At 71.2% G+C, this 26543-nt stretch carries 26 protein-coding genes and 1 pseudogene; 15 read left to right on the forward strand and 12 right to left on the reverse strand.

The features are described from left to right. Position 1 precedes the first annotated feature (1 nt). The 5 genes from murD to ED92_RS27010 are packed head-to-tail and all read left to right on the forward strand — an operon-like array spanning position 2 to position 6236. Positions 2–1405, forward strand: coding sequence for a UDP-N-acetylmuramoyl-L-alanine--D-glutamate ligase (gene murD / locus ED92_RS26990; protein ID WP_037343195.1), 1404 nt, complete (start codon positions 2–4; stop codon positions 1403–1405). Beyond that, positions 1392–2870, forward strand: coding sequence for a putative lipid II flippase FtsW (gene ftsW, locus ED92_RS26995; protein WP_037343198.1), 1479 nt, complete (start codon positions 1392–1394; stop codon positions 2868–2870). The genes murD and ftsW overlap by 14 nt, the downstream gene beginning before the upstream one ends. Continuing rightward, the gene (murG, locus tag ED92_RS27000) at positions 2867–3994 is read left to right on the forward strand and encodes an undecaprenyldiphospho-muramoylpentapeptide beta-N-acetylglucosaminyltransferase (protein ID WP_037343200.1); all 1128 of its coding nucleotides are present in this window, start codon (positions 2867–2869) and stop codon (positions 3992–3994) included. Before ftsW ends, murG begins: the two co-directional genes overlap by 4 nt. After that, positions 3987–5396, forward strand: coding sequence for a UDP-N-acetylmuramate--L-alanine ligase (gene murC, locus ED92_RS27005; RefSeq protein WP_037343202.1), 1410 nt, complete (start codon positions 3987–3989; stop codon positions 5394–5396). The genes murG and murC overlap by 8 nt, the downstream gene beginning before the upstream one ends. 3 nt (positions 5397–5399) lie before the next feature. Further along, positions 5400–6236: a cell division protein FtsQ/DivIB gene (locus ED92_RS27010; RefSeq protein ID WP_037343205.1), complete on the forward strand. Its 837-nt coding sequence runs from the start codon at positions 5400–5402 to the stop codon at positions 6234–6236. Between the two features lie 71 nt (positions 6237–6307). Here ED92_RS27010 and ED92_RS27015 read toward each other — a convergent pair whose 3' ends face one another. Next, positions 6308–7057: a TetR/AcrR family transcriptional regulator gene (locus ED92_RS27015; protein WP_037343208.1), complete on the reverse strand. Its 750-nt coding sequence runs from the start codon at positions 7055–7057 to the stop codon at positions 6308–6310. 95 nt (positions 7058–7152) lie between these two features. Here ED92_RS27015 and ED92_RS27020 point away from each other — a divergent pair, with 95 nt between their 5' ends. Further along, entirely contained in the window at positions 7153–7986 is an 834-nt protein-coding gene (locus ED92_RS27020; protein WP_037343210.1) for an NAD(P)H-binding protein, read from the forward strand. A 106-nt stretch (positions 7987–8092) separates the two neighbouring features. Here the strand turns inward: ED92_RS27020 and ED92_RS27025 are convergent, their stop codons facing one another. Together ED92_RS27025 and ED92_RS27030 are read right to left on the reverse strand one after the other, a co-directional pair. Then, positions 8093–8857, reverse strand: coding sequence for a hypothetical protein (locus tag ED92_RS27025; protein ID WP_037343212.1), 765 nt, complete (start codon positions 8855–8857; stop codon positions 8093–8095). 123 nt (positions 8858–8980) lie between these two features. Continuing rightward, positions 8981–11037, reverse strand: a pseudogene (locus tag ED92_RS27030) (PASTA domain-containing protein). A gap of 186 nt (positions 11038–11223) precedes the next feature. Between ED92_RS27030 and ED92_RS27035 the strand changes: the two are divergent. Beyond that, positions 11224–11592: an Rv2175c family DNA-binding protein gene (locus tag ED92_RS27035; protein ID WP_037343213.1), complete on the forward strand. Its 369-nt coding sequence runs from the start codon at positions 11224–11226 to the stop codon at positions 11590–11592. On the opposite strand, the gene ED92_RS27040 is transcribed toward ED92_RS27035, so the two are convergent. After that, positions 11561–12739 carry an MFS transporter gene (locus ED92_RS27040; RefSeq protein WP_037343215.1) on the reverse strand — a complete coding sequence of 393 codons (1179 nt, stop codon included), beginning with the start codon at positions 12737–12739 and terminating at the stop codon, positions 11561–11563. The two genes, ED92_RS27035 and ED92_RS27040, sit on opposite strands and share 32 nt — an antisense overlap. A 22-nt stretch (positions 12740–12761) precedes the next feature. On the opposite strand from ED92_RS27040, the gene ED92_RS27045 reads away from it, so the two are divergent. Then, positions 12762–13322 carry a CGNR zinc finger domain-containing protein gene (locus tag ED92_RS27045; protein WP_052120889.1) on the forward strand — a complete coding sequence of 187 codons (561 nt, stop codon included), beginning with the start codon at positions 12762–12764 and terminating at the stop codon, positions 13320–13322. Positions 13323–13381: 59 nt separating this feature from the next. Here ED92_RS27045 and ED92_RS27050 read toward each other — a convergent pair whose 3' ends face one another. The 5 genes from ED92_RS27050 to ED92_RS27070 all read right to left on the reverse strand — a co-directional run bounded on the left by ED92_RS27050 (position 13382) and on the right by ED92_RS27070 (position 18330). After that, positions 13382–14170 (reverse strand): LLM class F420-dependent oxidoreductase, encoded by a 789-nt coding sequence (locus ED92_RS27050; RefSeq protein WP_037343216.1) that lies wholly within the window; start codon positions 14168–14170, stop codon positions 13382–13384. Further along, positions 14167–15096, reverse strand: a complete 930-nt coding sequence (locus tag ED92_RS27055) for a phytoene/squalene synthase family protein (RefSeq protein WP_037343217.1) — start codon at positions 15094–15096, stop codon at positions 14167–14169. The genes ED92_RS27050 and ED92_RS27055 overlap by 4 nt, the downstream gene beginning before the upstream one ends. Then, positions 15093–16568 carry a phytoene desaturase family protein gene (gene crtI / locus ED92_RS27060; RefSeq protein WP_037343218.1) on the reverse strand — a complete coding sequence of 492 codons (1476 nt, stop codon included), beginning with the start codon at positions 16566–16568 and terminating at the stop codon, positions 15093–15095. Before crtI ends, ED92_RS27055 begins: the two co-directional genes overlap by 4 nt. Then, on the reverse strand, positions 16568–17659 hold the full coding sequence (locus tag ED92_RS27065; protein WP_037343219.1) for a polyprenyl synthetase family protein: 1092 nt from the start codon (positions 17657–17659) through the stop codon (positions 16568–16570). Before ED92_RS27065 ends, crtI begins: the two co-directional genes overlap by 1 nt. Positions 17660–17781: 122 nt before the next feature. Further along, positions 17782–18330: a CGNR zinc finger domain-containing protein gene (locus tag ED92_RS27070; RefSeq protein ID WP_037343220.1), complete on the reverse strand. Its 549-nt coding sequence runs from the start codon at positions 18328–18330 to the stop codon at positions 17782–17784. Between the two features lie 47 nt (positions 18331–18377). Here ED92_RS27070 and ED92_RS27075 point away from each other — a divergent pair, with 47 nt between their 5' ends. Then, positions 18378–19046: an AzlC family ABC transporter permease gene (locus ED92_RS27075; RefSeq protein ID WP_037343222.1), complete on the forward strand. Its 669-nt coding sequence runs from the start codon at positions 18378–18380 to the stop codon at positions 19044–19046. After that, positions 19043–19348 carry an AzlD domain-containing protein gene (locus ED92_RS27080; protein WP_037343224.1) on the forward strand — a complete coding sequence of 102 codons (306 nt, stop codon included), beginning with the start codon at positions 19043–19045 and terminating at the stop codon, positions 19346–19348. Before ED92_RS27075 ends, ED92_RS27080 begins: the two co-directional genes overlap by 4 nt. Here the strand turns inward: ED92_RS27080 and merB are convergent. Beyond that, positions 19345–20022 carry an organomercurial lyase gene (gene merB / locus ED92_RS27085; protein ID WP_037343225.1) on the reverse strand — a complete coding sequence of 226 codons (678 nt, stop codon included), beginning with the start codon at positions 20020–20022 and terminating at the stop codon, positions 19345–19347. The genes ED92_RS27080 and merB overlap by 4 nt on opposite strands. A 120-nt stretch (positions 20023–20142) precedes the next feature. Here merB and ED92_RS27090 point away from each other — a divergent pair, with 120 nt between their 5' ends. The 3 genes from ED92_RS27090 to ED92_RS27100 all read left to right on the forward strand — a co-directional run bounded on the left by ED92_RS27090 (position 20143) and on the right by ED92_RS27100 (position 23931). Further along, the gene (locus ED92_RS27090) at positions 20143–21027 is read left to right on the forward strand and encodes a methylenetetrahydrofolate reductase (RefSeq protein WP_037343226.1); all 885 of its coding nucleotides are present in this window, start codon (positions 20143–20145) and stop codon (positions 21025–21027) included. 42 nt (positions 21028–21069) lie between these two features. Continuing rightward, positions 21070–22755, forward strand: a complete 1686-nt coding sequence (locus tag ED92_RS27095) for a DUF885 domain-containing protein (RefSeq protein ID WP_037343227.1) — start codon at positions 21070–21072, stop codon at positions 22753–22755. Positions 22756–23049: 294 nt separating this feature from the next. Further along, positions 23050–23931, forward strand: a complete 882-nt coding sequence (locus ED92_RS27100; RefSeq protein WP_037343228.1) for a DMT family transporter — start codon at positions 23050–23052, stop codon at positions 23929–23931. On the opposite strand, the gene ED92_RS27105 is transcribed toward ED92_RS27100, so the two are convergent. Together ED92_RS27105 and ED92_RS27110 are read right to left on the reverse strand one after the other, a co-directional pair. Continuing rightward, positions 23928–24491, reverse strand: coding sequence for an N-acetyltransferase (locus ED92_RS27105; protein ID WP_037343229.1), 564 nt, complete (start codon positions 24489–24491; stop codon positions 23928–23930). The two genes, ED92_RS27100 and ED92_RS27105, sit on opposite strands and share 4 nt — an antisense overlap. Continuing rightward, positions 24488–25009: a YbaK/EbsC family protein gene (locus ED92_RS27110; protein ID WP_037343231.1), complete on the reverse strand. Its 522-nt coding sequence runs from the start codon at positions 25007–25009 to the stop codon at positions 24488–24490. Before ED92_RS27110 ends, ED92_RS27105 begins: the two co-directional genes overlap by 4 nt. 221 nt (positions 25010–25230) lie before the next feature. Between ED92_RS27110 and ED92_RS27115 the strand changes: the two genes are divergently transcribed. Continuing rightward, entirely contained in the window at positions 25231–25713 is a 483-nt protein-coding gene (locus ED92_RS27115; RefSeq protein ID WP_037343234.1) for an SAV_6107 family HEPN domain-containing protein, read from the forward strand. 24 nt (positions 25714–25737) lie between these two features. After that, complete coding sequence (locus ED92_RS27120) at positions 25738–26502, forward strand: maleylpyruvate isomerase family mycothiol-dependent enzyme (protein ID WP_037343236.1); 765 nt, start codon at positions 25738–25740, stop codon at positions 26500–26502. The last annotated feature ends 41 nt before the right edge of the window (positions 26503–26543 follow it).

Consider the following 26543-nt stretch of genomic DNA (forward strand, 5'->3'; position numbering starts at 1 on the left):
GGTGGAGCTGGCCGGGCGTCACGTCCTCGTCGCCGGAGCCGGGGTCACCGGCAAGTCGATCGTCCCCGTCCTGGCGGAGCTGGGCGCGCGGATCACCGTCACCGACGGCAACGCCGAACGGTTGGCGGAGCTCGAAGGGCTCGGCGCCGAGCTGGTGCCGGGCCTGACCGAGCCGCCCGGAGACGTCGAGCTGGTCGTCACCAGCCCCGGCTGGAAGCCGACGTCGCCCCTGCTGGTGGCGGCGGCCGAAGCGGGGATCGAGGTGATCGGCGACGTCGAGCTGGCGTGGCGCGTCGGGCAGCTGCGCGACAAGCCGCCGGTGTGGCTCGCGATCACCGGCACCAACGGCAAGACCACCACGGTCGGGATGCTGGAGTCGATCCTGCGTACCGCCGGGGTCGACGCCGTGGCCTGCGGGAACGTCGGTTTCGCGGTGCTCGACGCGGTGCGCGCCGGGCACGAGGTGCTGGCCGTGGAGCTGTCGAGTTTCCAGCTGCACTGGTCGTCGACGCTGGCCCCGCTCGCGTCGGTGGTGCTGAACCTGGCCGAGGACCACCTCGACTGGCACGGCTCGATGGAGGAGTACGCGGCGGCGAAGGGCCGGGTCCACACCCACTCCCGGACCGTCGTGCACAACCTCCACGAGGAGTGGTCCGCCCGGCTCGCCGACGAACACGCGCCCGCCGACGCCCGCCGCGTCGCGTTCGGCATGGACACCCCGCGGCCCGGCGAACTCGGGATCGTGGAAGACCTGCTGGTCGACCGCGCCTTCGTGGCCGACCCGGCGACCAGCGCCGACGAACTCGGCACGCTGGCCGACGTGCGTCCCGCCGGTCCGCACAACGTCTCCAACGCGCTCGCCGCGGCGGCGCTGGCCCGCGCGTACGGCGTCACCGGCGAGGACGTCGCCAAGGGGCTGCGCGAGTACCGGCCCGCCCCGCACCGGGCCGAGGAGATCGGCGAGATCGACGGTGTTCGCTACATCAACGACTCCAAGGCGACCAACCCACACGCGGCGAGCGGTTCGCTGCGCGCGCATCTGAACGTCGTCTGGATCGCCGGTGGCCAGCTCAAGGGCGCTTCCGTGGACGAACTCGTCGGTTCGATCGCCGGAAGGCTGCGCGGAGTCGTGCTGTTCGGCGTGGATTCACCCGTGATCGCCGCCGCTGTCGCGCGACACGCGCCGGATGTCCCGGTGAACAGCCTCCCTTCGGGTGACGATGACACCATGACTGCGGCGGTGAAGGCGGCCCGCGCCCTGGCGCGCCCTGGAGATGTGGTGCTGCTGGCCCCCGCCGCGGCGTCGTTGGACATGTACTCGAGCTATGGCGCACGCGGCGACGCGTTCGCGAGCGCGGTCCGTGTCCTGCGCGACGGTGCGGGGGAGACCAGTGACGGCGGTTGAGGAAAGAAAACGCGAGCCCGCGCAGCGCAAGCGCCGTGAACGCAAGGAAAGCCCGTTCGTCGCCTTCCGCACCGCGCTGACGGCCTGGCTTTCGCGGCCGCTCGCCTCGTTCCACCTGGTTCTGGCGCTCACCGGCGTGCTGACCGTGATCGGCATCGTGATGGTGCTGTCCGCGTCCTCGGTCGCCTCGTACAACCCCAAGACCGGCACCGGCGTGTACGCCCAGTTCAGCAAGCACCTCATGTTCGTCGCGATCGGCGCCGTGGTGTTCTGGATCGGGCTGCGGGTGCCGCTGGAACGCGTCCGGCGGCTGTCGGCGACGGCGACGGTGGTGTGCCTCGGGCTGCTCGTGCTGGTGCTGACCCCGCTCGGGTCCACGGTCAACGGCTCACAGGGCTGGTTCCGGCTCGGCGGGTTCGCCTTCCAGCCGGTCGAGGCGGCGAAGGTCGCGCTGGCCTTCTGGGGCGCGCACATCCTGGTGATCAAGTACAACATCATCAACCAGTGGCGGCATCTGCTCGTCCCGGTCGTGCCGATCGCCCTGCTGATGTTCGCGCTGGTCATGATGCAACCCGACCTCGGCGGCACGATCACCCTCGCGGTGGTGCTGATGGCCCTGCTGTGGTTCGCGGGCGCGCCGAAACGGCTGTTCGGGGTCATCCTCGCCGGTGGCCTGGCCGGGATCCTGGTCCTGGCGATCATCGCCCCGTACCGGCTGGCGCGGGTCATGTCGTTCGTCTCCGGCGACCCGGACACCAGCGCCGACGGCTTCCAGGCCAACCAGGCGAAACTCGCGCTCGCCGACGGCGGGTTCCTCGGCAAGGGCCTCGGCCAGGGCCAGTCCAACTGGGGCTACCTGCCCAACGTGCAGAACGACTTCATCTTCGCCCTGATCGGCGAGGAACTCGGCTTCATCGGCTGCGCGGTGGTACTCGGGCTGTTCGCCGGGGTCGCCGTCGTCGGCCTGCGGATCGCCACCCGCAACCTCGACCCGTGGATCCGCATCGTGTCCGGCACGCTGACCGTCTTCCTGGTCGCGCAGGCCGGTATCAACATCGGCTACGTCGTCGGTCTGCTGCCGGTCACCGGCGTCACGCTGCCGTTGATCTCCTACGGCGGCACGTCGCTGGTGATCACCATGCTCATCATGGGGATCCTGGCCAACGCCGCCCGGCACGAACCGGAGGCGGTGGCCGCACTGCGCTCGCAGGGGCCAGGTAAATTCGGACGCCTGCTGAGGCTTCCCGCGCCCGAGCCGTACCGCCCGCCGGCCAAACGCAAGGGCGGCGCGGCCAGGGGAGGCGCCGCCAAGGCGGCGAGGCCCGCGCCGAGGACGGCGAGGCCTTCGCCCGCACAGGAGCGGCGCCGTTCGGTACGGGAGCCCGGCAGGAGGACGGCCGCGCGAACGGCGGTGAACCGCGGTACCGCGAAACGGGGTACCGCAAACCGGAGAGGTCATAGGTGAACAACCCCGTCAGAGGTGGCGTTTCAGGCGAGGTCACCGGCAAGGCGCCGGTGGTCGTGGTCGCCGGCGGTGGGACCGCCGGGCATATCGAACCGGCACTCGCCCTCGCCGACGCGGTGATGCGCCTGCGTCCCGACGCGAAGGTGGTCGCGCTGGGGACCCAGCGCGGACTGGAGAACAAGCTCGTCCCGGCGCGCGGGTACCCGCTGGAGCTGATCCCGCCGGTGCCGATGCCGCGCAAGCCGACGCCCGAGCTGCTGAAGATGCCGCTGAAGGTCCGTGACTCGGTCAAGCGCACCCGCGAGATCCTGGACCGGGTCGGCGCGGACGTCGTCGTCGGCTTCGGCGGCTATGTCGCGCTCCCGGCGTACCTCGCCGCGCGCGGCCGCACGCCGATCGTGGTGCACGAGGCCAACGAGAAGCCGGGCCTGGCGAACAAGGTCGGCGCGCGGTTCGCCGTCCGCGTCGCCGTCGCCGTCCCGGGGACGCCGCTGGCGAAAGCCGAGGTCATCGGCATCCCGCTGCGCCGCTCCATCACCTCGCTCGACAGGGCCGCGCTGCGCGCCGAAGCCCGCGAGCACTTCGGGCTCGACCCCGACGCCCCGACCCTGCTGGTCTTCGGCGGTTCGCAGGGCGCGGTGTCGATCAACGGCGCCGTCTCCGGCGCGGCCAAGGAGTTCGCGGACGCCGGTGTCGGTGTCCTGCACGCCCACGGACCGAAGAACACGCTGGTCGTCCAGGAGTTCCCCGGACGGCCCGCGTACGTGCCGGTGCCGTACCTGGAGCGCATGGATCTCGCGTACGCCGCCGCCGACGCGGTGCTGTGCCGCTCCGGTGCGATGACCGTCGCGGAAGTGTCCGCGGTCGGCCTGCCCGCGGTGTTCGTCCCGCTGCCCTACGGCAACGGCGAGCAGGCGGTCAACGCCCGGCCCGCGGTCGACGCCGGTGCCGGCCTGATGGTCGACGACGCCGACCTCACCCCCGCCAAGGTCGCGGAGCTGGTGATCCCGCTGGTGTCCGACGCCGACCGGGTCGCGAAGATGAGCGCGGCCGCGGTCGGCCTCGGTCACCGTGAGGCCGACGAGACCCTTGCCAAGATCGTGCTGGAGGCCGCAGGTGCCTGATCAACTCCCCGACACGCTCACGCGTGCCCACCTGATCGGGATCGGCGGCGCCGGGATGAGCGGCATCGCCCGTATCCTGCTCGCCCGCGGTGTCCAGGTGTCCGGTTCCGACGCCAAGGAGTCGCGCGCGTTCCTTTCGCTGCGTGCCCAGGGCGCCGAGATCGCCGTCGGCCAGCGCGCCGAGAACCTCGACGCGTTCCCCGAAGGCCCGTCCTCGGTGATCGTGTCGACCGCGATCAAGGACGACAACCCGGAACTGATGGCCGCGCGGGAACGCGGGATCACCGTGCTGCACCGCGCGCAGGCGCTGGCCGGGCTGATGGAGGGGCACCGCGTCGCCTGCATCGCCGGGACGCACGGCAAGACGTCGACGACGTCGATGCTGACCGTCGCGTTGCAGCAGTGCCGTCTCGACCCGTCGTTCGCCATCGGCGGCGACCTCAACGAGTCGGGCGCGAACGCCCATCACGGCGAGGGCGGCGTCTTCGTCGCCGAGGCCGACGAGAGCGACGGGTCGTTCCTGGCGTACTCGCCGTCGGTCGCCGTGGTGACCAACGTCGAGCCGGACCACCTGGACCACCACGGCACGGCCGAGGCGTACGTCTCGGTGTTCGCCGACTTCCTCGGCCGGATCGTGCCGGGCGGGCTGCTCATCGTCTGCGGTGACGACGAGGGCGCCGGGAAGCTGGGCGCGCTGGCCGAGGAGCGGGGCATCCGCGTCCGCCGCTACGGGCGTTCGGTCACCGGCGCGGACGACGCGAAGGTGCTCGACTACGTTCCCGCGCCGGACGGCGGCGTCGTCCGGATCTCGGTGCGGGGCGAGGAGATCGTCCTGCGGGTCGCGGTGCCGGGTGAGCACATGGCGTTGAACGCGATCGCCGCGCTGCTGGCCGGGATCGAGCTCGGCGCGCCGATCGAAGGACTGGCCGAAGGGCTGGCCGCGTTCGGCGGCGTCCGGCGGCGGTTCGAGTTCAAGGGCCGCGCGGGCGACGTCCGCGTGTACGACGACTACGCGCACCACCCGACCGAGGTCGACGCGCAGCTGCGCGCGGTGCGGACGGCCGCGGGCCAGGGCCGGGTCGTCGTGGTCTTCCAGCCGCATCTGTACTCGCGCACGAAGGCGTTCTCGAAGGAGTTCGCGGCCGCGTTGTCGCTGGCCGACGAGGTCGTCGTGCTGGACGTCTTCGGAGCGCGCGAGAAGCCGGAGCCCGGGGTGAGCGGCGCGCTCATCGCCGACCAGATCTCCGGTGTCCCCGTGCACTACCAGCCCGCGTTCGACGTCGCGGCGAAGCTCGCGGCGGATCTGGTCAAACCCGGCGACCTGCTGGTGACCATGGGCGCCGGCGACGTCACGCAGCTCGGCCCGGAGATCCTGGCCGAACTGGACCGGCGGGCGGGCTAGCCCATGACACAGACCGGGGAACGCCGCCGCCCGGCCGAACCCGGTCGGCGTCCGCGCTCCGAACGGGTCAAGCGGACCCCACGGGCCGAACGGACTCAACGCCTGAAGCAGCGGCGCGGCAGGCGGTCGATGGACGACCGCCGCCGTTCCGCCCGGCCGACCCGGCACAAGGAGCTGCGGCGGCGCTGGGTCGCGCTGCTTTCGGTGCTGACCGCCGTCGCCCTCGTCTACCTGCTGTGGTTCAGCTCGATGCTGGGGGTGCGGCAGGTCGACGTCGTCGGGGCGAGCTCCGTGCCCGCGGACCAGATCCGCGCCGCGGCGGCGGTGCCGGACCAGAAGCCGATGCTGCGCCTGGACACCGACGAGATCCGCGACAAGGTGGCGCAGATGCCCGGTATCGCGACCGTCGACGTCTCCCGGTCGTGGCCGAGCACCCTCGAGATCACCGTGACCGAGCGGACCGCGATCGCGTTCTTCGACAGCGGGCCCGGCGGCGACGGCGTGCACCTCGTCGACGGCGGGGGAGTGGTGTTCAAGACCGTCAAGGAACGGCCCGCCGGGCTGCCCGAGCTCAAGCTGCCGTCGGTGTCGGCCGACGACCCGGTGACCCGCGCGGTGACCGGCGTCCTCGGCGTGATCCCGCAGCAGTTGCTCAAGCAGGTCACCACCGCGACGGCGAAGACCCCCGGCAGCGTCGAGTTCGCGCTGGCCGACGGGAAGACCGTGCGGTGGGGGACCTCGGCCGACACCGAACGCAAGGCGAAGGTCCTGGCCGCGCTGCTCACCCGCGAGGGCAAGGTCTTCGACGTCTCGGCCCCCGATCTGCCCACCGTCTCCTGACGCGTTTCGTCCTCTGAATGCGATAGTTCGTATCCCCGACTACCGCATTCAGAGGACGAAATGCGGGGCGCTCAGCGGGTGACGAGGGCTTCGATGCCGTCCAGCATGCGTTCCAGGCCGAACGCGAAGGTCTCGTCGGCGGCTTCGCAGGTGTCCGCGTCGTAGCCGCCGCTCTCCCAGATCCGCGTCATCGCCGGATGCCGCGCCACGTCGAAGTACTTCTCCCAGAACACCGACCGCTGCCCCCACCAGGCGTCCGTCGACTCCCCGGTCTCCTGCTCGACCTGCGCCGTCTCGGCGAAAAGCGTCGCGTTGGCCTGCACGTAGATCTCGATGCTGTTCGCGGCCGCGGCCGCCTCGCGCGGTTGCAGCCCGATGTCCGACACCGCCGCGATCACGTACTCCTGGCCCGCCATCAGTCCGGGCCCGAGCACCGGCCGCACCATCGACGTCGAACGCAGCCACGGGTGTGCCCGGAACACGGCCAGTGTGCGCTCGGCGTAGAGCCGCACCTGTTCGCGCCAGCCGTCCGGCCGCGGGTCGCCGGGGCCGGGGAGGTTCCGTTCGGCGAGCACGGAGTCGACCATGAGATCGAGCAGTTCCGTCTTGCCGGGGACGTAGGTGTAGAGCGTCATCGTGCCCGCGCCGAGTTCCTTGGCGATCTGGCTCATCGACACGGTCGCCTCGCCCGCCCGGTCGGCGAGCGCGACGGCGGTGGCGATCACCTGGTCGAGGGTCAGTTTGGGTTTTCGTCCCCTGGTCGGCTGCCGGGCTTCGCCGCGGTCACGCCACAACAGATCGAGGCTGCGCTCGAAGTCCATCCACACTCCACTCGGCCGTGAAGCTGGATTCTACATTCTCGTATGCTGTACGGTTAAACTGATCCCGTAGGGCGTACGAAAAGGAGTGGGGAATCGTGACGATCCTGGTGACCGGTGCGACCGGAAGCGTCGGCAGGCTGCTCGTCGACGAACTGGTGAAGGCCGGGGCGCCGGTGCGGGCGTTGACCGTCAACCCGGCGAAGGCGGCACTGCCCGAGCAGGTGGAGGTCGCCAAGGGCTACCTGGGCAAGCCGGAGACGTTGCCGGAAGCCCTCAAGGGCATCGAGACCGTGTACCTCGCGCCGCTCGCGGCGAAGGTGGACGACTTCGTGAAGCTGGCGAAGGAGGCCGGGGTGCGCCGCGTGGTGGCGCTGTCGGGCAGCAACGCCGACGACCCGGCGGACAACTCGAGCGGCGTGGACTACGCGATCATCGAGAAGGCCGTCCGGGAGGGGGAGTTCGACTGGACGTTCCTGCGGCCGGGCGCGTTCATGAACAACACGCTCGGCTGGGCGGAGACGATCAAGGCCGAGCGGGTGGTCCGCGAGGCCTACCCCGAGGCACGGATGACGCCGATCGACCTCGCGGACATCGCCGCCGTCGCGGCGCACGTCATCCTGACCGAGGGACACGTCGGCAAGAAGCACACGCTGAGCGGGCCGACTGCGATCAGCCAGCGCGAACAGGTCGCCGCCATCTCGGCCGCGCTCGGCGAAGAGGTGGTCTTCCAGGAGCTCACCAGGGAAGAGGCGAACAAGCAGTGGGCGGCCGCCGGGGTCCCGGCCGAGATCGCCGAGTGGCTGCTCGACGGCTTCGCGTACTTCACCGAAAACCCCGACAAGCCGACCGGCGTCGTCCAGGAACTCACCGGCCGGCCCGGCGTCACCTACGCGGAGTGGGCGGTGGCGAACGTCGAAGCCTTCCGCTGAGCCGTATCTCGCGTGATTGAAGCCGTCACTCGCGTGATTGGAGACGTTCCGGCTTCAATCACGCGAGATACGGCCTGGAACACGCGAGATACGGGTTGCCGACGCGTCAGCGGGCCCGGCGGGGGAGGCGGGTCGGCAGCGGAGCGCCCCGCGGCTGGTCCGAAGCGGGTGGCGGGGACGATCGCTGCGGCTGAGGCAGGGGCGGCGGGGCCTGAGCGGGCCAAGCCGGGGTGATCATCGCCTGAGCCCCGACCCGGCGGACGGGCAGCCCGTGCGATTTCCGGGCGGGCAGGCCGGGCCAAATCTCGCCCGCCTCCTTGGCGGCGTCGCGGATCGCGGTGCCGTCGAGCGAGGTGCGCGACTCCTCGATGTCGCGGTCGAGCCACTGGACGATGAACTCCAGCGGCCCGTCGGGCGGCAGCGGCCAGAGGAAGATCTCGTGGTCGACATGGAACGCCGAACCGCCCAGCCCCTGCGCGCGCAGCACCGGCTGATCCGGTTTGGTGGCCGACGGCACGGAGATGGTCTCCGAACTGGCCCGCCTTCCGTCGGGGAACAGCACCCCGACCAGCAGCGCGTTGTAGTCCGGGACCCGGCGGTGGTCGATCAGTCCTTCGCCGGGTTCGTCGAGCAGGAGATCCCGCGAGTACACCGACAGCTGGAAGGACACCGACTCCGGCCACACCTCGATGCCACGCAGCGCCACGATGGTCCGTTCGGCGCGGCCCAGCGGCATCGACCACGGCAGGATCGCCGGGACGATGTACTCGTGCGGCGTCTCCACCCAGGGGCGGCCGTTGTAGCCGAACAGCTCCTGTTCCGGCACCGGGAACAGGGGGCGGCTGCGCGGACCGTCCGTGAAGAAGCTCATCGTGGCGCGGCGGAACGCGGGGTGAAGCTGTCCGACCTGCCGTTCACGCCGTCGACTACCACCATGCGCTCACGGTAGCCGATGACCATGCCGGTACTGAACGGTTTCAAAGCACCTTTCGCGTCACCCGAAGCCCTTGATCTTCACCTTCGTGCCCTTCGGCACCTTGGTGCCCGGCTGCGGATCCTGCTCCAGGACGAAGTCGAAACCACCGTTTCCGCCGCCGTGACCGTTCCCGTTTCCGCGACCCTGACGGTCCGGCTCCAGACCCGCCTGTTTCAGGATCTGGATCGCCTCCTCCATCCGCTTGAAGGTCACGTTCGGTACTTCGACGGCGTTCGAAACGAACACGCCGATCCGGCGGTTGCTCGCCTTGCCGCCGCCCTTCGGGTCGGTGCGGATCACCTGACCGGCGGCGAACTGGTCGGAGAACTCCTCGCCGGCCTGGAACGGCTGGAAGCCCGCCTGCTGCAGGATCTGGAACGCGGCGTCCTTGCTCTGGCCCGTGACGTCCGGGACCGGCGGCAGCGGCTCGGGACCCTTGGACAGGATGATCGTGACCTGCCCGCCGATGTTCAGCTGCGAACCGGGGCCCGGATCGACGCGGACCACCTTGTTCTTGGCGACGTCGCTGTACTCCTGCTCGCCCTGGACCGGCGTCAGCTGCGCGGCCTTGATCGCCGTCTCCGCGTCCTGCTGGCTCGTCCCGGCCTGGATGTCGGGCACGATCGGACGGCCCTTCGACAGCACGACGTTGACCGTGGCGCCCGGCGCGAGCGACGTGCCCTCCGCGGGGTCGGAGCGGATCACCGTGTGCTGGGCGGCGGTGTCGCTGTACTCCTCGGTGTAGGCCGGGGTCAGCTTCGCCGACCGGAGCGCGTCACCGGCGGCGGCCTGGTTCATCCCGGTGAGCTTCGGCACCGACGACGACGTCGGGCCGGAGTCGTTGAGGATGAAGGCGAACGCGCCGATCAGACCGCCGAGGACCAGTACCGCGGCCGCGATCATCAGGTAGAGCCGTTTGCGTGACCCCGGCTGCTCGTCGCCGACGGCCGGTTTGGGCCGCGGGGGAGGCGTGCGGGGCGGCTGCGCGGCCGGGATCTGCGGCTCGCGGTGCAGCGCCTGCGTTCCGCGCGGCCCGGTGACCGGCAAGGTCGCTTCGGCGACCGGGGGCAGCACGGTCGTCGCGGCGGCGGCCGGAGCCACCGCGGGGACGGCGGGGATGCCGGGGTGGTGCGCTCGGCGTCGGTCTCGCGGTCGGCGTCGGCGGGCAGCGGGACCGGCACCGGGACCGCCGGGACGCCGAGGACGGTGCGCAGATGGTTCAGCTCGGCGAGGAACGCCGCGGCGTCGGCCGGTCGCTGCTCGGGGTCGCGGCGCGTGGCGCGCAGGATCAGCTCGTCCAGCTGCGGCGGGATCCCCGGCCGCAGCTCGCTCGGGCGCGGGACGTCGTCGTTGACGTGCCGGTACGCCACCGAGAGCGCGGTGTCGCCGGTGTACGGCGGGCGTCCGGTGAGCATTTCGTAGAGCAGGATCCCGGCCGAGTAGACGTCGCCGCGCGAGGTGGTCGCGCCGGTCGCGACCTGCTCGGGCGAGACGTAGGCGACGGTGCCGAGGATGACGCTCGAGCTCGTGGTGCCCGCGCTCGCGACCGCGCGGACCAGCCCGAAGTCGCCCACCTTGACCACACCACCCGACAGAGCGGTTCCCCCGCGGCCGATGAGGACGTTCTCCGGTTTGACGTCGCGATGCACCAGACCGGCGGCGTGCGCCGCGGCCAGCGCGGAGAGGACCGGTTCGGTGATGCTCAGCGCGAGCGCGACGTCCAGTGGACCGCGTTCGGCGAGCAGTTCGCGCAGGGTGCCGCCGTCGACGAGTTCCATGACCAGGAACGCGCGGCCGGACTCCTCGCCGCCGGGGGTGTCGAAGCCCTGGTCGTGCACCGCCACCACGTGCGGGTGGTGCAGCCGGGCCGCCGAACGGGCTTCCCGTTCGAAGCGTTCGACGAAGGACCTGTCGTCGGCGAACCGCGGGTCCATGATCTTGATGGCGACCTGGCGGTCCAGGCGGGTGTCGACGCCGCGGTACACCGACGACATCCCACCGCGTGCGAGCAGCTTGTCCACCCGGTAGCGGCCCTCGAGCAGAGTGCCCACCAGCGTGGGGTCCGTGCGTGTCACGGCTATGGATCGTACGGAAGTACCCATGTTCTGGTGTACGGGACCTGGGTCGCCGGGGATCACGATTCCCTGCATTTCGTCGAATTGGCGGTATCCGTGACCATGCGGGCACTGTCCGTCATGACTCGTGGCCGTCACCCATGCGCACTAACGGAGGGGGAGACGGAATGTGGCACAGTGTCACCTGTGAGTGGTATTCCCGTCGCCGACGACGTTCTCGATGCAGATGTGGCCGTTCTCCCGCTTCCGGAGGTCGCGACCGCGCTGAACGTCTCGGCCAACAAGGTCCGCCAGATGCTGCGCGACGGCCACCTGATCGCCGTCCGGCGCAAGGGCGAGCTGTACGTCCCGGCCGCGTTCCTGGTCAAGGACGGCGTGGTCAAGGGCCTGGCGGGCACCATCACCGTGCTCGCGGACTCCGGGTTCAGCCGCACGGAGATGCTGCGCTGGCTCTTCGCCGAGGACGAGACCCTGCCCGGGACCACCCCGGTCAACGCGCTCCGCACCAGCCACGGCACCGAGGTCAAACGGCGCGCGCAGGCGATGGCGTTCTAGTCCGCCCGGACGTTCTGACCAGTACATACGCCGCAGCAGCGAGAAGCTGGAACCCCGCCGCGGCACCCAGCGCGGCGGTTACGGAGAGTGCACTCAACGGCCCCGCGACCGCGGCTCCGACCGCGAGCCCGGTGATCTTCACGCTCGCCGCCGTCGTGAAAACCTGAGCTCGCACCGCCGCGGGTGCTTCGCGATGCCGGATGGTGAACAGCGCCGAAAGCTGGGGCCCTTCCGCGAAACCGGCGAGTACGGCGGCGGCCAGCAGGAGCACCACGCCGTGGCCTGCCGCCGCGAGCAGGAAGCTCGCGCCCAGCAGGACGGTGCTGGCGAACACGGTGCGATCCGGCTGCGGTGGCGTGCGGGCCAGCACGGCGTTCGCGGCCAGTGACGCGGCGGCCAGCACGGTGAGCAGGAGCGCGCCGAACCCCGGATTCCCCAGTCGCTGGGCGCCGAGCAGCGGATAGCAGACCACGGCGATCCCGATACCGACGAAGGACACGGTGGACGTCGCGGTGGCCCGCAGCAGCGCGCGGTTGCGGAAGAGGACCGCGAACCCGTCGGCGAGCTGACGGCGGATCGGTCTCGTGGGCTTCGCCTCGGTGGCGGGCAGCGACCATGCCGCCGGGAAGGCGGCCGCGACCAGCGTGATCGCGAGCGCCACGGCGGCCGGGGCGCCGGCGTACGCGGCCACGAGCCCGGCGAGTCCCGGCCCGGCCAGGCTCGCGGCGGTGAACGTCATCGCGTCCAGCGTGCTCGCCCGCTCCAGTGGTGTGCCGCCGCGGACCTGCGGCAGCTGCGCCGTCCAGCCGCCCGCCAACGCGGGGTTGAGCAGCCCGGCCGCGACGGCCACCACGATCGCCGCGGGGAGCTCGACCAGCGTGAGCACCGCGCCGAGCCCGCCCGCGTACGCGAGCAGTGCCCACGCCAGCAGCCGTCCCGGCCGGGGACTGCGGTCGAGCAGGGCGCCGAGCAGCGGCCCACCCGCCGCCGCGGAGATCGTCAGGCCCGCGAGCAGCGCGGATCCGGTGGCGGCCGAGCCGTCGACGCTCAGTCCCAGCAGGAGCAACGCAGGCCCGGACAGCTCGTCGCCGGTCCTGGCGACCGTCGCGCCGGTCAGGTAGACGGCGAGCCTGTAACGGCTTCTCATAGCTGAGACGTTACAGTGGGATATGACTTCAGCGCAGCGGGATTTCCTGCCCGGCCGGTCGGCGCGGGCGGCGGCGCAGCGGGCGGTGGATCTGATGGTCGTGCTGCTGGCACCGGATCCGTCGGCTTCCTCGGTCCGTGCCGTGCTGGAAGCGCACGGGGAGACCTCGGTCGAGCTGGCGCCGTCGGATGTGGCGTCGTTGCGCGAGGCGGCCGCGGAACTACGGGAGGTGTTCGCGGCGCGGGATGTCGCGGAGGCGGCCGACGTGCTCAACCGGCTGCTGGCCCGCTACGCGCATCCGCCGCGGCTGACCGATCACGCGGACGGGTTCGGCTGGCATCTCCACGTGGACGCCGACGACGACGGGCCGTGGGGCGCGTGGCTGGTGACGTCGTCCGCGCTGGCGCTGGCCGTGCTGCTGGCGGACCGTCAGGCGCCGCCGGGCGGGTTATGTGCTGCTTCGGGCTGCGGGAAGCCGTTCGCGCACTTGGGCGGTGGGAGCCCGCGGCGGTATTGCTCGACGCGGTGCGCCACTCGGGAGCGGGTGGCGGCTCACCGGCGCGATCGGTCCCGGATGTCATGAAAGGGCCGTTCAGGACAAGAAACGTCCTGAACGGCCCTTTCATGACATTTGCGAGCGGGTCAGGACTGCTGCTTGTCCCGCCACTGGATCCAGGACCGCAGCTTGTCCAGGTTGTAGTCGGGCCCGCCGGTCGCCACGGTGAACAGCGAGACACCCAGGTCCAGCAGCTTGGGACCGAGTTCCTCGGGCTCACCGTCGACGGCGACCGAACGCTCGATCTCCTTCGGGTCGCGCCCGACGTCGGCGCAGTGCTGGTCGAGGATCTTGACCTTGCGCTCCACCACCTCCGGGTCGCCGAAGCCGTGCCAGATGTCGGCGTGCTTCGCGACCAGGCGCAGCGTCTTCTTCTCGCCGCCACCACCGATCAGCACCGGGATCTTGCGGGTCGGCGCCGGGTTCAGCTTGCCGAACCGGCTCTCGATCCGCGGGAGCGCCTCGGCCAGGTTGTCGAGCCGCCCGCCCGCGGTGCCGAACTCGTAGCCGTACTCGTCGTAGTCCTTCTCGAACCAGCCGGAGCCGATGCCGAGGATCAGCCGTCCGTCGGAGATGTGGTCGACGGTGCGGGCCATGTCGGCGAGCAGTTCGGGATTGCGGTAGCTGTTGCACGTCACCAGCGCGCCGATCTCGACCCGCGACGTCGACTCCGCCCAAGCGCCCAGCATGGTCCAGCACTCGTAGTGCAGTCCTTCGGGCTCGCCGTAGAGCGGGTAGAAGTGGTCCCAGTTGAAGACGATGTCCACACCGAGGTCTTCGGCCTCCGAAGCCGCCCGGCGGATCGCCTTGTACTCGGCGTGCTGGGGCTGAAGCTGGACGCCGATCCGGATCTTCCTGTTCGAAGCAGAAGTCATGATCGCAGCCTAAGCCTGGAGTTGCTCCACTTGCTCGCCAACAGCCTCGGCAGAGCGACACCCAGCCGGCGGCGGCGGGGGACGACCGCGCGGGTGTTCAGCACGTCGTACCCGAGGGCCACGATCTCGTCGAGGATGCCTTCGTAGAGCACGAGCGCGGTCCGCACGCAGTCGCGGGCTTCCTCGCGCAGCAACGGGATGCCCGCTTCGGCGCGGCGGTACACCGCCCGGTTGCGGGCCACCGCGACGGCGAGCGCGCGCCGCACCCGCCGGTCGGGCAGGCCGCGGGCGCGGGAGGATTCGAGCAGCTCACGGTCGACGCCGAACGCGGCCAGCTCTTCGGTCGGCAGGTACAGTCGCCCCCGGTCGAGGTCCTCGCCGACGTCGCGCAGGAAATTGGTCAGCTGGAACGCCTCGCCCAGCGCGGCGGCGCCGGGTACGGCTTCCTCGACCGGGACGACGGTGCCGAAGATCGGCAGCATCTGCAGGCCGATCACCTCGGCCGAACCGTGGATGTACTCCCGCAGGTCGGCGTAGGTCGCGTACTCGGTGATCTTGAGGTCCATCGCCATGGACCGCAGGAACGCGTCGAACAGGTCGCGGTCGAGGCTGTGGCGCCGCACGGTGTCGGCGAGCGCCGTCAGCACCGGATCAGCGGGCGTGTCACCGTCGAAGACTTGCGCGACCATCGCGGCGACGTCGTCCAGCGCGACCGCCGGATCGGTGCCGGGCGCGGGATTGTCGACCACTTCGTCCGCCATGCGGGCGAAGCCGTACAGCGCGTGCGCGAACGGCCGCGTCCGCGGCGGCAGCAGCCGGGTCGCGAGGAAGAAGGTGCGGCCGTAGTGCGCGTTGACGCGGCGGCATTCGGTGTACGCGGCCCGCAACGCCGGTTCGGTGATGCCCGCGGCGTCGAGTTCGCTCATCGGCCGGTGACCCTTCCCGCCGCGAGCCTGCCGGAGATCACCACCGGCGGGATGCCGACACCCGGCGTGGTCCCGCAGCCTGCCAGCACGACGTTGTCCACCGCCCGCATCAGGTTCCCCGGCCGGAAGGGGCCGGTCTGGGCGAAGGTGTGCGCGAGCGAGAACGGAGTGCCCGCGGTGAGCCCGCGGTCCGCCCAGCCCGCCGGGGTGATCATCTCGTCGACGGAGAAGTCGTCGGCGAAGCCGGTGAGGCCGCGGTTTTCCAGCGTGCGCAGGAGTTCCGCGCGATACGCGGGCCCGACCCGGTGCCAGTCGATCTTGCCCCGGGTGAGGTTCGGCGCCGGGGCCAGTACCGAGATCACCTGGTCGCCGCCGGGGGCGAGGGCCGGTTCGGTCGCCGTCGGCCGGGTCACCAGCAGCGAAGGATCGCTCATCAGCTTGCCTTCGCGGATGATCTCCGAGAACGTCTTCTCCCAGGCATGGCCGAAGAAGATGGTGTGGTGGCCCAGATCCGGCCACGGTTTCGGCGCGTGCCCGTGCAGCACGACGGCCGACGGCGAGTACCGCAGCGGCAGCGGACGCCGGGGGCGGGCACCGAGCAGCCGGTACGCGGTGCCGAGTTCGGTCGCGAGAACCACGGTGTCGCAAGGGATCCGCTCACCCGTGCGGGTCCGCACCGCGCGCACCCGCGAGGAAACCCTTTCCAGCCAAGCGGCTTCGGTGCCGAAGCGCAGCTCCGCGCCGGCGCGTTCGGCCGCGTTCGCCATCGCCCGCGCGATCTCGCCCATCCCGCCCGACGGGTAGTAGACGCCGCCGACGGTGTCCATGTAGGAGATGACGCCGTACGCGCCGATCGCGCGCGCCGGATCGAGCCCCGCGTAGAGCGCCTGGAAGGAGAACAGCCGGCGCACCCGGTCGTCGCGCAGGAACCCGCCGATCTTCGGGCCGAGCCGTCCGAAACCGCCCAGCGCGGCCAGTTTCGCCAGCTCCGGGTGCACGAGATCGAACGGCGAATCGAAGTTCGCGCCGATGAAGTGGTCCTTCTGCACCGCGTACAGCTCGGTCAGCCAGCGCCGCAGCCGCCGGTAGCCCTCGGCCTCGGCCGGACCGGCGGCCTCGCGGATCTCGGCCTCCATCGCCGCCGCCTCGGTGTGCACGGCGATCGTGCTCCCGTCGGCGAACCGCGCGCGATACGCGGGGTCGAGCCGCGTCAGCGTGAGGTTGTCCGCCAGGGATTCGCCGACGGCGGAGAAGGCTTCGTCGAGCAGTTCCGGCATGGTCAGCACGCTGGCGCCGGTGTCGACGGTGTTGCCGCCGAAATCCGCCTGTCCGGCCCGGCCGCCGGGAGTCTTGTCCTGCTCCAGCAGGGTCACCCGGCGTCCGGCGCCGAGCAGGTGCAGCGTCGCCGACAGCCCGGCGAGCCCGCCACCGATCACCACCACGTGGTCACTCGGACCGGTGACCGTGCGCATCAGTAGGTCCGCTGGGTCGCCTTGACGACCAGTCCGGTCAGCGCGGCGGGGGCGGGTTCGGCCAGGTGGGCGCGGTCCAGCGCGGCCATCGCGGAGTCGGTGAGCTCGTCGATACGGCGTTCCACCGCGTCGACGGCGCCGACGTCCTGCAGTGCCTCGCGCACGGTCTCGACGGCGTCTTCGGACAGGTGCGCGTCGCCGATGGCGTCGGAGATGACCTTCGCCGCCGCGTCCTTGCCCTGTTCGGCCGCGCGCTGGAGACCCAGCGCGACCAGCAGCGTTCGCTTGCCCTCACGCAGGTCGTCACCCGCGGGCTTGCCGGTGACCGACGGGTCGCCGAACACGCCGAGCAGGTCGTCCCGCAGCTGGAACGCCACGCCGACCTCGTCGCCGAACTCGCGCAGCGTCGCGATCAGGGCGTCGTCGGCGCCGCCGAGCGCGGCACCGAGGTGCAGCGGGCGCTGGACGGTGTACGCGGCCGTCTTGAGCTTGCAGATGTGCAGCGCCGCCTCGGGGGAGGCGTCGCCGGTGGCCTGGGTGCGGACGTCGAGGTACTGCCCGGCGAGCACCTCGGTGCGCATCGCGCGCCACGCCGGCCGCGCCGCCGCGAGGGCCGCGGGCGGGAGCGGGGCCTCGCCGAACATGTCGTCGGCCCAGGCCAGCGCGAGATCGCCGACCAGGACGGCGGTCGCGAGCCCGAACGTGCTCGGCGACCCCAGCCAGCCGCTGTCGGCGTGCAGTTTGGCGCCCGCGATGTGCACCGTCGGCGCACCGCGGCGCGAATCGGAGGAGTCGATGAGGTCGTCGTGGATCAGCGCGCACGCCTGGATCAGCTCCAGGCTCGCCACCGCCTGCAGGACACCTTCGACGTCCGGCCCGTCCGGGTCGCCGCCCGCGCCGCGCCAGCCCCACCAGGCGAACGTCGGGCGCAGGCGTTTGCCGCCGCCCAGCACGAATCCGGCCAGCGCGTCGATCCCGGCCCCGACCGTGGGCTCGGTGCGGCGGATTTCGGCACCGGCGCGCTCGAGGAATCCGGCCAGCGCCCGCTCGACGTGGGCGGGCAGATCGGCGTCGTAGGCGGACGTGTCCATGAGCACATCCTCCGGGAAGGACGTCGTCGTGACCCAGTCGGGTGCCTTCGAATGTGGCGGAACTCGCCGCATTTAGTCCTCTGAATGCGATAGTTGCACGCGCAAGGACCGCATTCAGAGGACTAAACGCGGGTCTTGTCGTAGTGCCGCTTCGCCCGCGCCCGGTTCCCGCAGTCCGACGAACTGCACCAGCGCCGCGACCGGTTGCGCGTGTGGTCGGTGAAGATCCAGCCGCAGCCGGGGCCCTCGCACTCCCGGATCCGTTCCAGCTCCCCGGACCGGAGCAGGTCCTCGGCCGCCAACGCGAGGAAGTGCGGCAACGCGGTGTCGTCCACCAGCGGCACCTGCCACCGCAGCGGCAGGGACGGCGTGAGTTCGGCGTGCCGGTACGCCGCCAGCAGCGGTTTGCGCAACGCCGTGACGTCCGGCGGATCCGACGTCAGCACGCGATACAGCGTCTCGCGGAAGTCCTTCACCGCCTCCAGGACGGCTTCGGAGATCTCCAGCCGTTCGGTGCCCGCGCCGACCAGGACGACCCACTCGGACAGCCGTTCCGGCGCCGAAAGCCGGTCTTCCCGCCGGGCCGGATCGCGTCGCCAGGAAACGGTGTTGACCAGGTCCAACGGCACGCTCCCGCCGATGCTGTCGTACCCGTCCCAATGGCCGTCCACGCATCCTCCTAATGGTCAAAACGAGTTTAGCTTGTTAGAGTCGAACCATGACAACGCTCCGGCACAACTATCTGGCCGGCGCCCGTGTCGGGCTCGGACTGGGTGTCGCGACCTTCGTCCTCGGTGTCACCTTCGGCGCGTACAGCCAGACCCTCGGCTGGGGGATCGCCGCCCCCATCGTCGCCTCGATCGTGGTGTTCTCCGGCTCGGCCCAGTTCGCGATGGCCACCGCGCTCGCGGGCGGCGGCAACCTCGCGGTCGCGGTCGGCGCGGCCGCCCTGATCAACGCCCGGTTCCTGCCGATGGGCGCCGCCGTCGCCGCCGACCTGCGTGGCGGGCGCCTGCGCCGCGCGTGGGAAGGCCAGGCCGTCGTCGACGGTTCATGGGTCGCCGCCCACCTCGGCGAAGGACGCTTCGACCGCGAGAAACTCATCGGCTGCACGCTCGTCCAGCTGCCCGCGTGGGTGCTGGGGACGGTGCTTGGGGTCCTGGCCGCGCCGCCACCGGACGTCGTCTCCCGGTTCGGGCTCGACGTCGTGTTCCCCGGCTTCTTCCTAGTCCTGCTCATCGACGAACTGCGCCGGTCACGCCAGGCGGTGCTGACCGCGGCGCTCGCCGCCTGCCTCGCCGGGATCCTGGTGCTGTTCGTCCCGGTCGGGCTCGCGCTGATCGGCGCTTCGGCCGCCGCGCTGGTCGGGCTGGGGGTGCGGCGATGACGCTCTGGCTCGCGATCGTCCTGGTGGCGCTGGTCAGCATCGGGTTCAAAGCGGCGGGACCGGTCCTGCTCGGCGACCGGACGCTGCCGCCGCGGCTCGCGGGGGTGATCGCGTTGCTCGCGCCCGCGCTGCTGGCCGGGCTCGTGCTCACGGACGTGACCGGTCCGGCCTGGTCCGGGCTCGACTGGACGCTTTGCGCCGGTCTGGCGGCGATCGCGGTGACGTACGTGCTGCGCGTGCCGGTGCTCGCCGCGATCCTCTGCGGCGTGGTCGTCACAGCAGTGCTGCGGTTCCTCGTCTAACGCCAGAACGGTCCGCTCAGCCCGGCCTGCTCGAAGTAGGCGGCCGCCGCGGCCGGTTCCCGGCGGGTGTAGCCGTGGTCGAGCCTGCCGTCGTACCAGCCGGCCGCGAGCCGCCACAGCGTCGCCAGATCCATGACGTAACCCTTGTCCTGCCCCGTTTCCGCCAGCCATTCGTCCACACAGGACTCACCGCAGAACAGGCGCTGGTTGGCGCAGGTGTGCACGACGTCGTCCCACATCCGCGCCACCGGGACGAGGAAATGCGCGACCAGATCACCCTTCGGCGGGGTCCGGTCGTTCACCATCAGCGCCTGGGGTTCGCCGCAGCCGCGGCAGCGGGTGGACACCAGCACCTCGGGCTCGCCCTTGACCAGATGCGGGATCGCGAACGTGTCCCACGCGCAGCCACCCCACCACAACGTGCGCTCGCCCATCACGGAGAACCCGAGCGGGATCGCCGCGAACGGATGCGCCAGCACGACGTGCTCGCATTCGTCGAGGACGAGATGGCGCCGCTCCGCGAGCCGGTGCAGCGCCTGTTTCGCCACCGCGAGCGATCCGTGGGCGGCGTCGGCCAGTTCCGGGGCCGTCGGCGGCCTCCCGTGCTCGGCGAACGCGCGGTAGACCGCCACGCGGACGTCCTCATCCCAGCTGGTGTCGGTTTCGGCGCTCATGGCGGCTCCCTGTGCTCCTCACCGAGTCTCCCCAGGCGGGCCCCGCTCGGCAACCGCTCGTCCGCCCATAGCCTGAGAGGGGGCTCCCAGCCAGCGGACATTCCCCCTTAACATGGCCGTATGACGTCGGTGGTCGAGCGGTTGCAGGGTGATGGACCCGTGTTCTCCATCGAGTTCTTCCCGCCCCGGGACGCGGCCGACGAGGCCGTGCTGTGGAAGTCGATCCGGGAACTCGAGCCGCTGGACCCGGCGTACATGTCGATCACCTACGGCGCGGGCGGCTCCAGCCGGGACGGCACGATCCGCAGCATCGCCCGCGTCGCGACCGAAACCACGCTGGTGCCGATGGCGCACCTCACCGCCGTGAACCACTCGGTCGCGGAACTGCGCAACGTCATCGGCTGGTACGCCGCCGTCGGCGTGCGGAACATCCTCGCGCTGCGGGGCGACCCGCCGGGCGACGTCTACGGCGACTGGGTCCCGCATCCGGACGGGCTGAACTACGCCGAGGAACTCGTCGAACTGGTGCGTTCGCTCGGCGACTTCTGCGTCGGCGTCTCGGCCTTCCCGTACGGCCACCCTCGCTCGGCCAACCTCGAAGCCGACACCGAGTACCTCGTGCGCAAACTGCGCGCGGGCGCGGATTTCGCGATCGCGCAGCTGTTCTTCGAACCGGAAGACTTCCTCCGCCTGCGTGACCGGGTGGCGGCCACCGGCTGCGAGGCACTGGTCATCCCCGGCATCATGCCGCTGACCACGCCGCGGACGCTGCACACGTCCATCAAGCTGTCCGGCGCGCCCGCGCCGCGGCGGCTGCTGGACCGGCTGGAGCCGCTGGCCGACGACCCGAAGGCCTTCCGCGCCGCGGGTATCGACGCGGTGACCGAACTGGGTGAGCGGCTCATCGCCGAAGGCGTGCCCGACCTGCACTTCTACACGTTCAACCGGTCCAAGGCCACGCGTGAGGTGGTCAGCAGGCTCGGGCTGGTCCCCGCCCGGGCGTAACTCCGTACCGAAGTCGCCCGCGATCCCGGTAGCGTGCCGGTCATGGCTTCAACCGCGCGAAGTGTGCACGAGATCTGTGACCGGTACGTCGACGAGTACGCCGCGGCCGACCCGGTCGCCGCGACGACGTTCGGTATCTCCGGATACGACGACCAGCTGACCGACTATTCGCCCGCCGGGCACGCGGCCAGGGCCGCGATCGCCGCGCGCGCACTGGCCGACATCGCCGCGGCCGAACCGGTCGACGACGGTGAGCGCGCGGCGAAAGCCGTGTTCAGCGAGCGGATCGCGCTGAACCTCGAAATCCACGAAGCGGGCCTCGACATCGCGGCGCTGAACGTGATCGAAAGCCCGGTGCAGGAACTGCGCATGGTCTTCGACTTCATGCCCACCGAGACCGCGGAGGACTGGGCGACGATCGCCGCCCGGATGGCGAGGGTGCCCGAAGCGCTCGACGGTCTGCGTACCTCGCTGCTCGCGTCCGCGGACGCCGGCCGGGTGGCGGCGTTGCGGCAGGTCGGCAAGGTCGCCGAACAGGCCGAAACCTGGGCCGGGCTGAAGGACGAGACCGGTTTCTTCGAGACCCTCGTCTCCGGCGCGAAAGACGTCGACGAGAAGCTCCGCGCCGAACTCGGCCAGGCCGCCCACGCCGCCCAGGAGGCGTACGCGGAGTTCGCCGGTTTCCTCCGCGCCGAACTCGCCCCGCTGGCACCGGTCAAGGACGCCGTCGGCGCCGAGGTCTACCAGCTGTGGTCCCGCGTGTTCACCGGCGCCACCCTCGACCTGGACGAGGCCTACGCCTGGGGCTGGGCCGAGTTCACCCGCCTCGAAACGGAGATGCGCGAGGTCGCCGGCCGGATCAAACCGGGCGCCACCCTCGCCGAGGCGGCCGCCGCCCTCGACGCCGACCCCAAGTACACCGTGCGTGGCCGGGCGGAATTCCAGGCCTGGATGCAGAACCTGTCCGACAACGCGCTGAAGTCGTTGCGCGGCAAGCACTTCGACATCTCCGACCGGGTGATGGCGCTGGAGTGCAAGATCGCCCCGCCCGGCGGCACCGTCGGCGCGTACTACACCGGCCCGAGCGAGGACTTCTCCCGCCCCGGCCGCATGTGGTGGTCGCTGCCGCAGGGCCGGGACGAGTTCACCACCTGGCGCGAGGTCAGCACCGTCTACCACGAGGGCGCGCCGGGTCACCACCTGCAGATCGCGACCGCGGTCGACCAGTCGGAGTCGCTGAACAAGTACCAGCGGCTGCTCGCGTTCACCTCCGGGCACGCCGAGGGCTGGGCGCTGTACTCCGAGCGGCTCATGGAGGACCTCGGGTTCCTCGCCGACGACGGCGAACTGTTCGGCATGCTGTCCGAGCAGCTGTTCCGCGCCGCGCGGGTGATCGTCGACATCGGCATGCACCTGGAACTGGAGATCCCGGCGGGCACCGGTTTCCACGAGGGCGAGCGGTGGACGCCCGAGCTGGGCCTGGAGTTCATGCTCACCCGGACCGTCACCGACCCGGCCCACGTGCACGACGAGATCGACCGCTACCTGGGCTGGCCGGGGCAGGCGCCGTCGTACAAGCTCGGCGAGCGGCTGTGGCTCACCGCCCGCGAGGAGGCCCGCGCGCGGCAGGGCGACGCGTTCGACATCAAGCAGTTCCACACGCGGGCGCTGGCGCTCGGCGGGATGGGGCTGGACACGCTGCGGGAGATGCTGGCCGCTCTCGACTGAGCCGCCGCCCTTCCCCGAATGTCATGAAAGGGCCGTTCCTGACGAAAAATGTCAGGAACGGCCCTTTCATGACATCTGGCCCTCCGCGTGCCGTAATTCACGTGCCCCCGCTACCGCGGCCTTGATACGTTCCCCGCGTGCACCGGATCTTTCTCGTCACCCCACCCCCCGCCTCCTGAGCGGGGTGTCTCCGGCCGCGCGGCGTTCCCGCCGCCCGGCCGATCCGTGCTGCACTGAAGCACCCCGCGTCGTCGACGTCCTTTCCGACAGACACAGACGCAGGAGCGTTTCCCCATGTCCGTTGCCGTACCCACGCGCGCCCGATCGTCGGCCGCGCTCGTCCTCGCCGGGGTCCTCTGGGGGACCGGCGGCCTCGCCGGATCCCTGCTCGCCTCCCGGGCGGGGCTCCATCCGCTGAGCGTCGCCGCGTACCGGCTGCTCATCGGCGGCGTGATCGCCACCGGCTACCTCTGGCTCACCGGAGGCCTTCGCGGCCTTCCCCGCACGCCACAGGCCCGCCGTCGCCTCCTGGCGGTCGGTGGGTTGTTCGCGCTCTTCCAGACCAGCTACTTCGCCTCGGTCTCGCTGAGTTCCGTGAGTGTCGCGACGATGACCACCATCGGCAGCGCGCCGGTGCTGCTCGCCGTCGCGACGGTCGTCAAAACCCGCCGCCTGCCCGGAGCGTGGACGGCGGTGTCCCTGGCCGGGTCGCTCGCCGGGCTCGCGCTGCTGCAATGGACACCAGGGCAGGAAGTCAACGTCGCCGGTGTTTTGTTCGCTCTGCTCGCCGCGGCCGGGTTCGCCGCGCTGACACTCGTGACCGCGACCCGCGTCGAGGGGCTGGATCCCTTGCCCACCACGGCTTTCGGTTGCCTGATCGGCGGCGCCGCGCTCACTCCCGCCGCGTTGTGGTTCGGGATGGCCGTGCCGCTTCAGGCCGACGTGCTCGCGCTCGTCGTCTACTTCGGTGTGGTGCCGACGGCGCTGGCGTACGCCGCGTACTTCCGGGGTCTCGAAAGCGCGCATCCGGTGCTGGCCGCGCTGTCCGCGCTGCTCGAACCGCTGACCGCCGCGCTGCTGTCCATGGCCGTGCTCGGGGAACGGCTCGGTGCCGTGGGCTGGTGCGGCGCGGTGGTGCTCATCGCCGCGCTCGCCGTGGCGTATTCCAGGCCCTAGAGCGGCAGCGTCCGGCCGAGGATCGCGAAGGGCCGCGGATCCCCGGCGAAGTGGTAGTCCCGCAGCACATCGACGAATCCGACGCGCCGGTACAGGTTCCAGGCCCGGCTGGTGCCTTCCGGCGTGGAAAGGAGGACGTGGGCGCTGGGCACGCCGTCGAGCAGTCGTCGCAAGAGGTCTTCGCCGATCCGCTTCCCCTGGCTTTCGGGGCTGACGTGGATCTCGGTGAGCTCGAAGTAGTCGGACATCCAGTGCTCGGCGGTGGCCTGGCCCTCGCGACGGGTCAGGCCGTGGCGGACCTGTTCGTGCCACCACTGGCCGCCGCGGCCCTTGTAGCCGTAGGCGAGCCCGAGCAGGACACCGTCTGCGTCGAGCGCGGCCATGCAGCGCCAGCCTTCGCGCAGCGCGTGCGTGAGCCACATCGGCGCGCGTTGCTCCGCCGTGCCTTCGGGGTAGCGCATGGCGTTGACGTAGATGGTCAGCGCCTCGGGGAGCCGGGCGCGGAACTCGTCCGCGGACAGCTGGACGTAGCGGGTGCATTCCGAGGACATCGCGGTCACGGGCGCCCATCCTGCCTGTCGCCCGCGACGTCCGCGGGAGTGCCCCCGGTCAGTGCCACGAGGCCGTCGAACGTCGTGGGATACACCGACTTCGGATGCCCGGCGGCCGCCCAGACGACTTCGTGGGCGCGTAACGCGGTGTCGACGAGGGTGGTCAACGCCTTCGGGTGACCGATGGGGGCGACGCCGCCGATCGGCTGCCCGGTGTGCGCGCGGACGAAATCCGCGTCCGCCTTGCCGATCTCGTCGGCTCCGGTCAGCGAAGCGAGGAGACCCGTATCGGCGCGGTGCGCGCCTGAGGTCAAGGCGAGCAGGGCCGTTTCGGTGTCGCCGGTGCGGCTGCGGAAGACGAGGCTGTTCGCGATCGCGCCGACCTCGACACCGAGCGCTTCGGCGGCCTGGGCGGCCGTGCGGACTTCGGCGGGGAGGATCCGGATCCCGTCCGCGGCGGCCTGCTGGCCCGCCTCGGCGAGCGCGGCCGCGACCTTGGCCACCGAGGGATGGTCGATGGTGCTCATACGCCTATGAGATCACGTGGCCGATGCCGTGTCCCGCACCACATGCGGCGACCACCCGGCTACGGGGTTGAAGAAGTGGGCACTTCGGGGTTACATTGGAGTTGTTCGAACAGACGTTCGACATTCGGTGAGCGCGCACCGGTAGGTGCCCGGCGCGGGGGCGGGGGAAGCGCCTCGGCGCCGGGCACCGGCCGGCGCTCACGTACAGGAGGAGGGTCGTCATGTCCGTTTCGGTCGTGTCCCCTGACGAAGCCGAGAGGCCGGGGGGCACCGCGCAGGCCGCCCTGCCCATGTCGTTGCGCCCGCCGGCACCACCCGCGGCGGTCTCCTTGTACGCGCAGGCGAGGCGGGGGCTCGCCGAAGCAGAGCGGGAAAACGATCCCGCGGAGCGGTTCATCGGCGCTTATCTCGCCGCGTTGCGGGGCGCCGCAGCGGTACTGGAGGCCCGCGGGCGTCCGCACCGGGGTCGTGCCCGGCCGGCGAGCGGCTGGGTGCTGCTCGACTCCGTCGCGCCCGAGCTGAAGGAATGGGCGGCGTTCTTCGCGGCCAACTCGGCGACGCGGGCCGCCGCGCAGGCGGGTATCACCGGCAAGGTCACCGTCGAGCTGGCGGACGAGCTGACGCGGGCCGCGACGGTGTTCCTGGAACTGGTGCGACGAGTGGTGCACGGGCTGCCGATGGGTGATTCGGCGCATGTGGCTTAGTGCTCCACGGAGAGGGGGTGCCCGATGGCCGGGCAGGCCATGATCGACCAGGGCAGGTTCCTGGAGGTGATCGGCGCCGAAACCGAGCTGATGGCTCAAGTGGCGCACACCGCGTCCGCCGACGCGCCGGTCCCCACCTGCCCCGGCTGGACACTCGGTGAGGTCCTCCGGCACGTGGGCAGCGTGTACCGGGTCACCCGTCGCTGGATCGCCGACGGGCGGCGTCCGGAGCACTGGCAGCGCAAACCGGGGCCGGGGCAGACCCTGGAGGAGTACTTCCGCGAGGGCCGGGACGAGCTCGTCGCCGAGCTGTCCGCGCACGATCCGGACGAACTGGCGCCGACCTGGTGGCCCGCGGACCGCAGTTACGGGTTCTGGCGGCGCCGGATGGCGCACGAGACGACGATCCACCGGATCGACGCGGAGAGCGCGGCCGGCCGGGAGGTGTCGGAGATCCCCGAAGACGTGGCGGTCGACGGGATCGACGAGGCCCTGGTGCTCTGGTTCGGGCAGCGGCTGCCGTTGCTCGGGCTGTCCGGCACCAAGACCGGATCCGTCGGCGTCCGCACCGCGGGCCACACCTGGATCGCCAGGGCCGGCCCCACGGAAACGGTCGCCTGGCGGTGCTCGGCCGACGAAGCCCAGCGCGCGGACGATCTGATCACCGGGAAGCCGGACAAGATCTACCGCTGGCTCTGGGGCCGGGCGGGTCCGACGGCGGTGACGGTCAGCGGAGACCAGGACATGGCGGGACAACTCTGGGCCCTTCTGCGGCTCGCGACCCGATGACCGGTCGGTGGGGAAGCCAAACCGGTCAAGAGCGGGTCGAC

The sequence above is a fragment of the Amycolatopsis sp. MJM2582 genome, from assembly GCF_000754115.1.
Classification (GTDB): domain Bacteria; phylum Actinomycetota; class Actinomycetes; order Mycobacteriales; family Pseudonocardiaceae; genus Amycolatopsis; species Amycolatopsis japonica.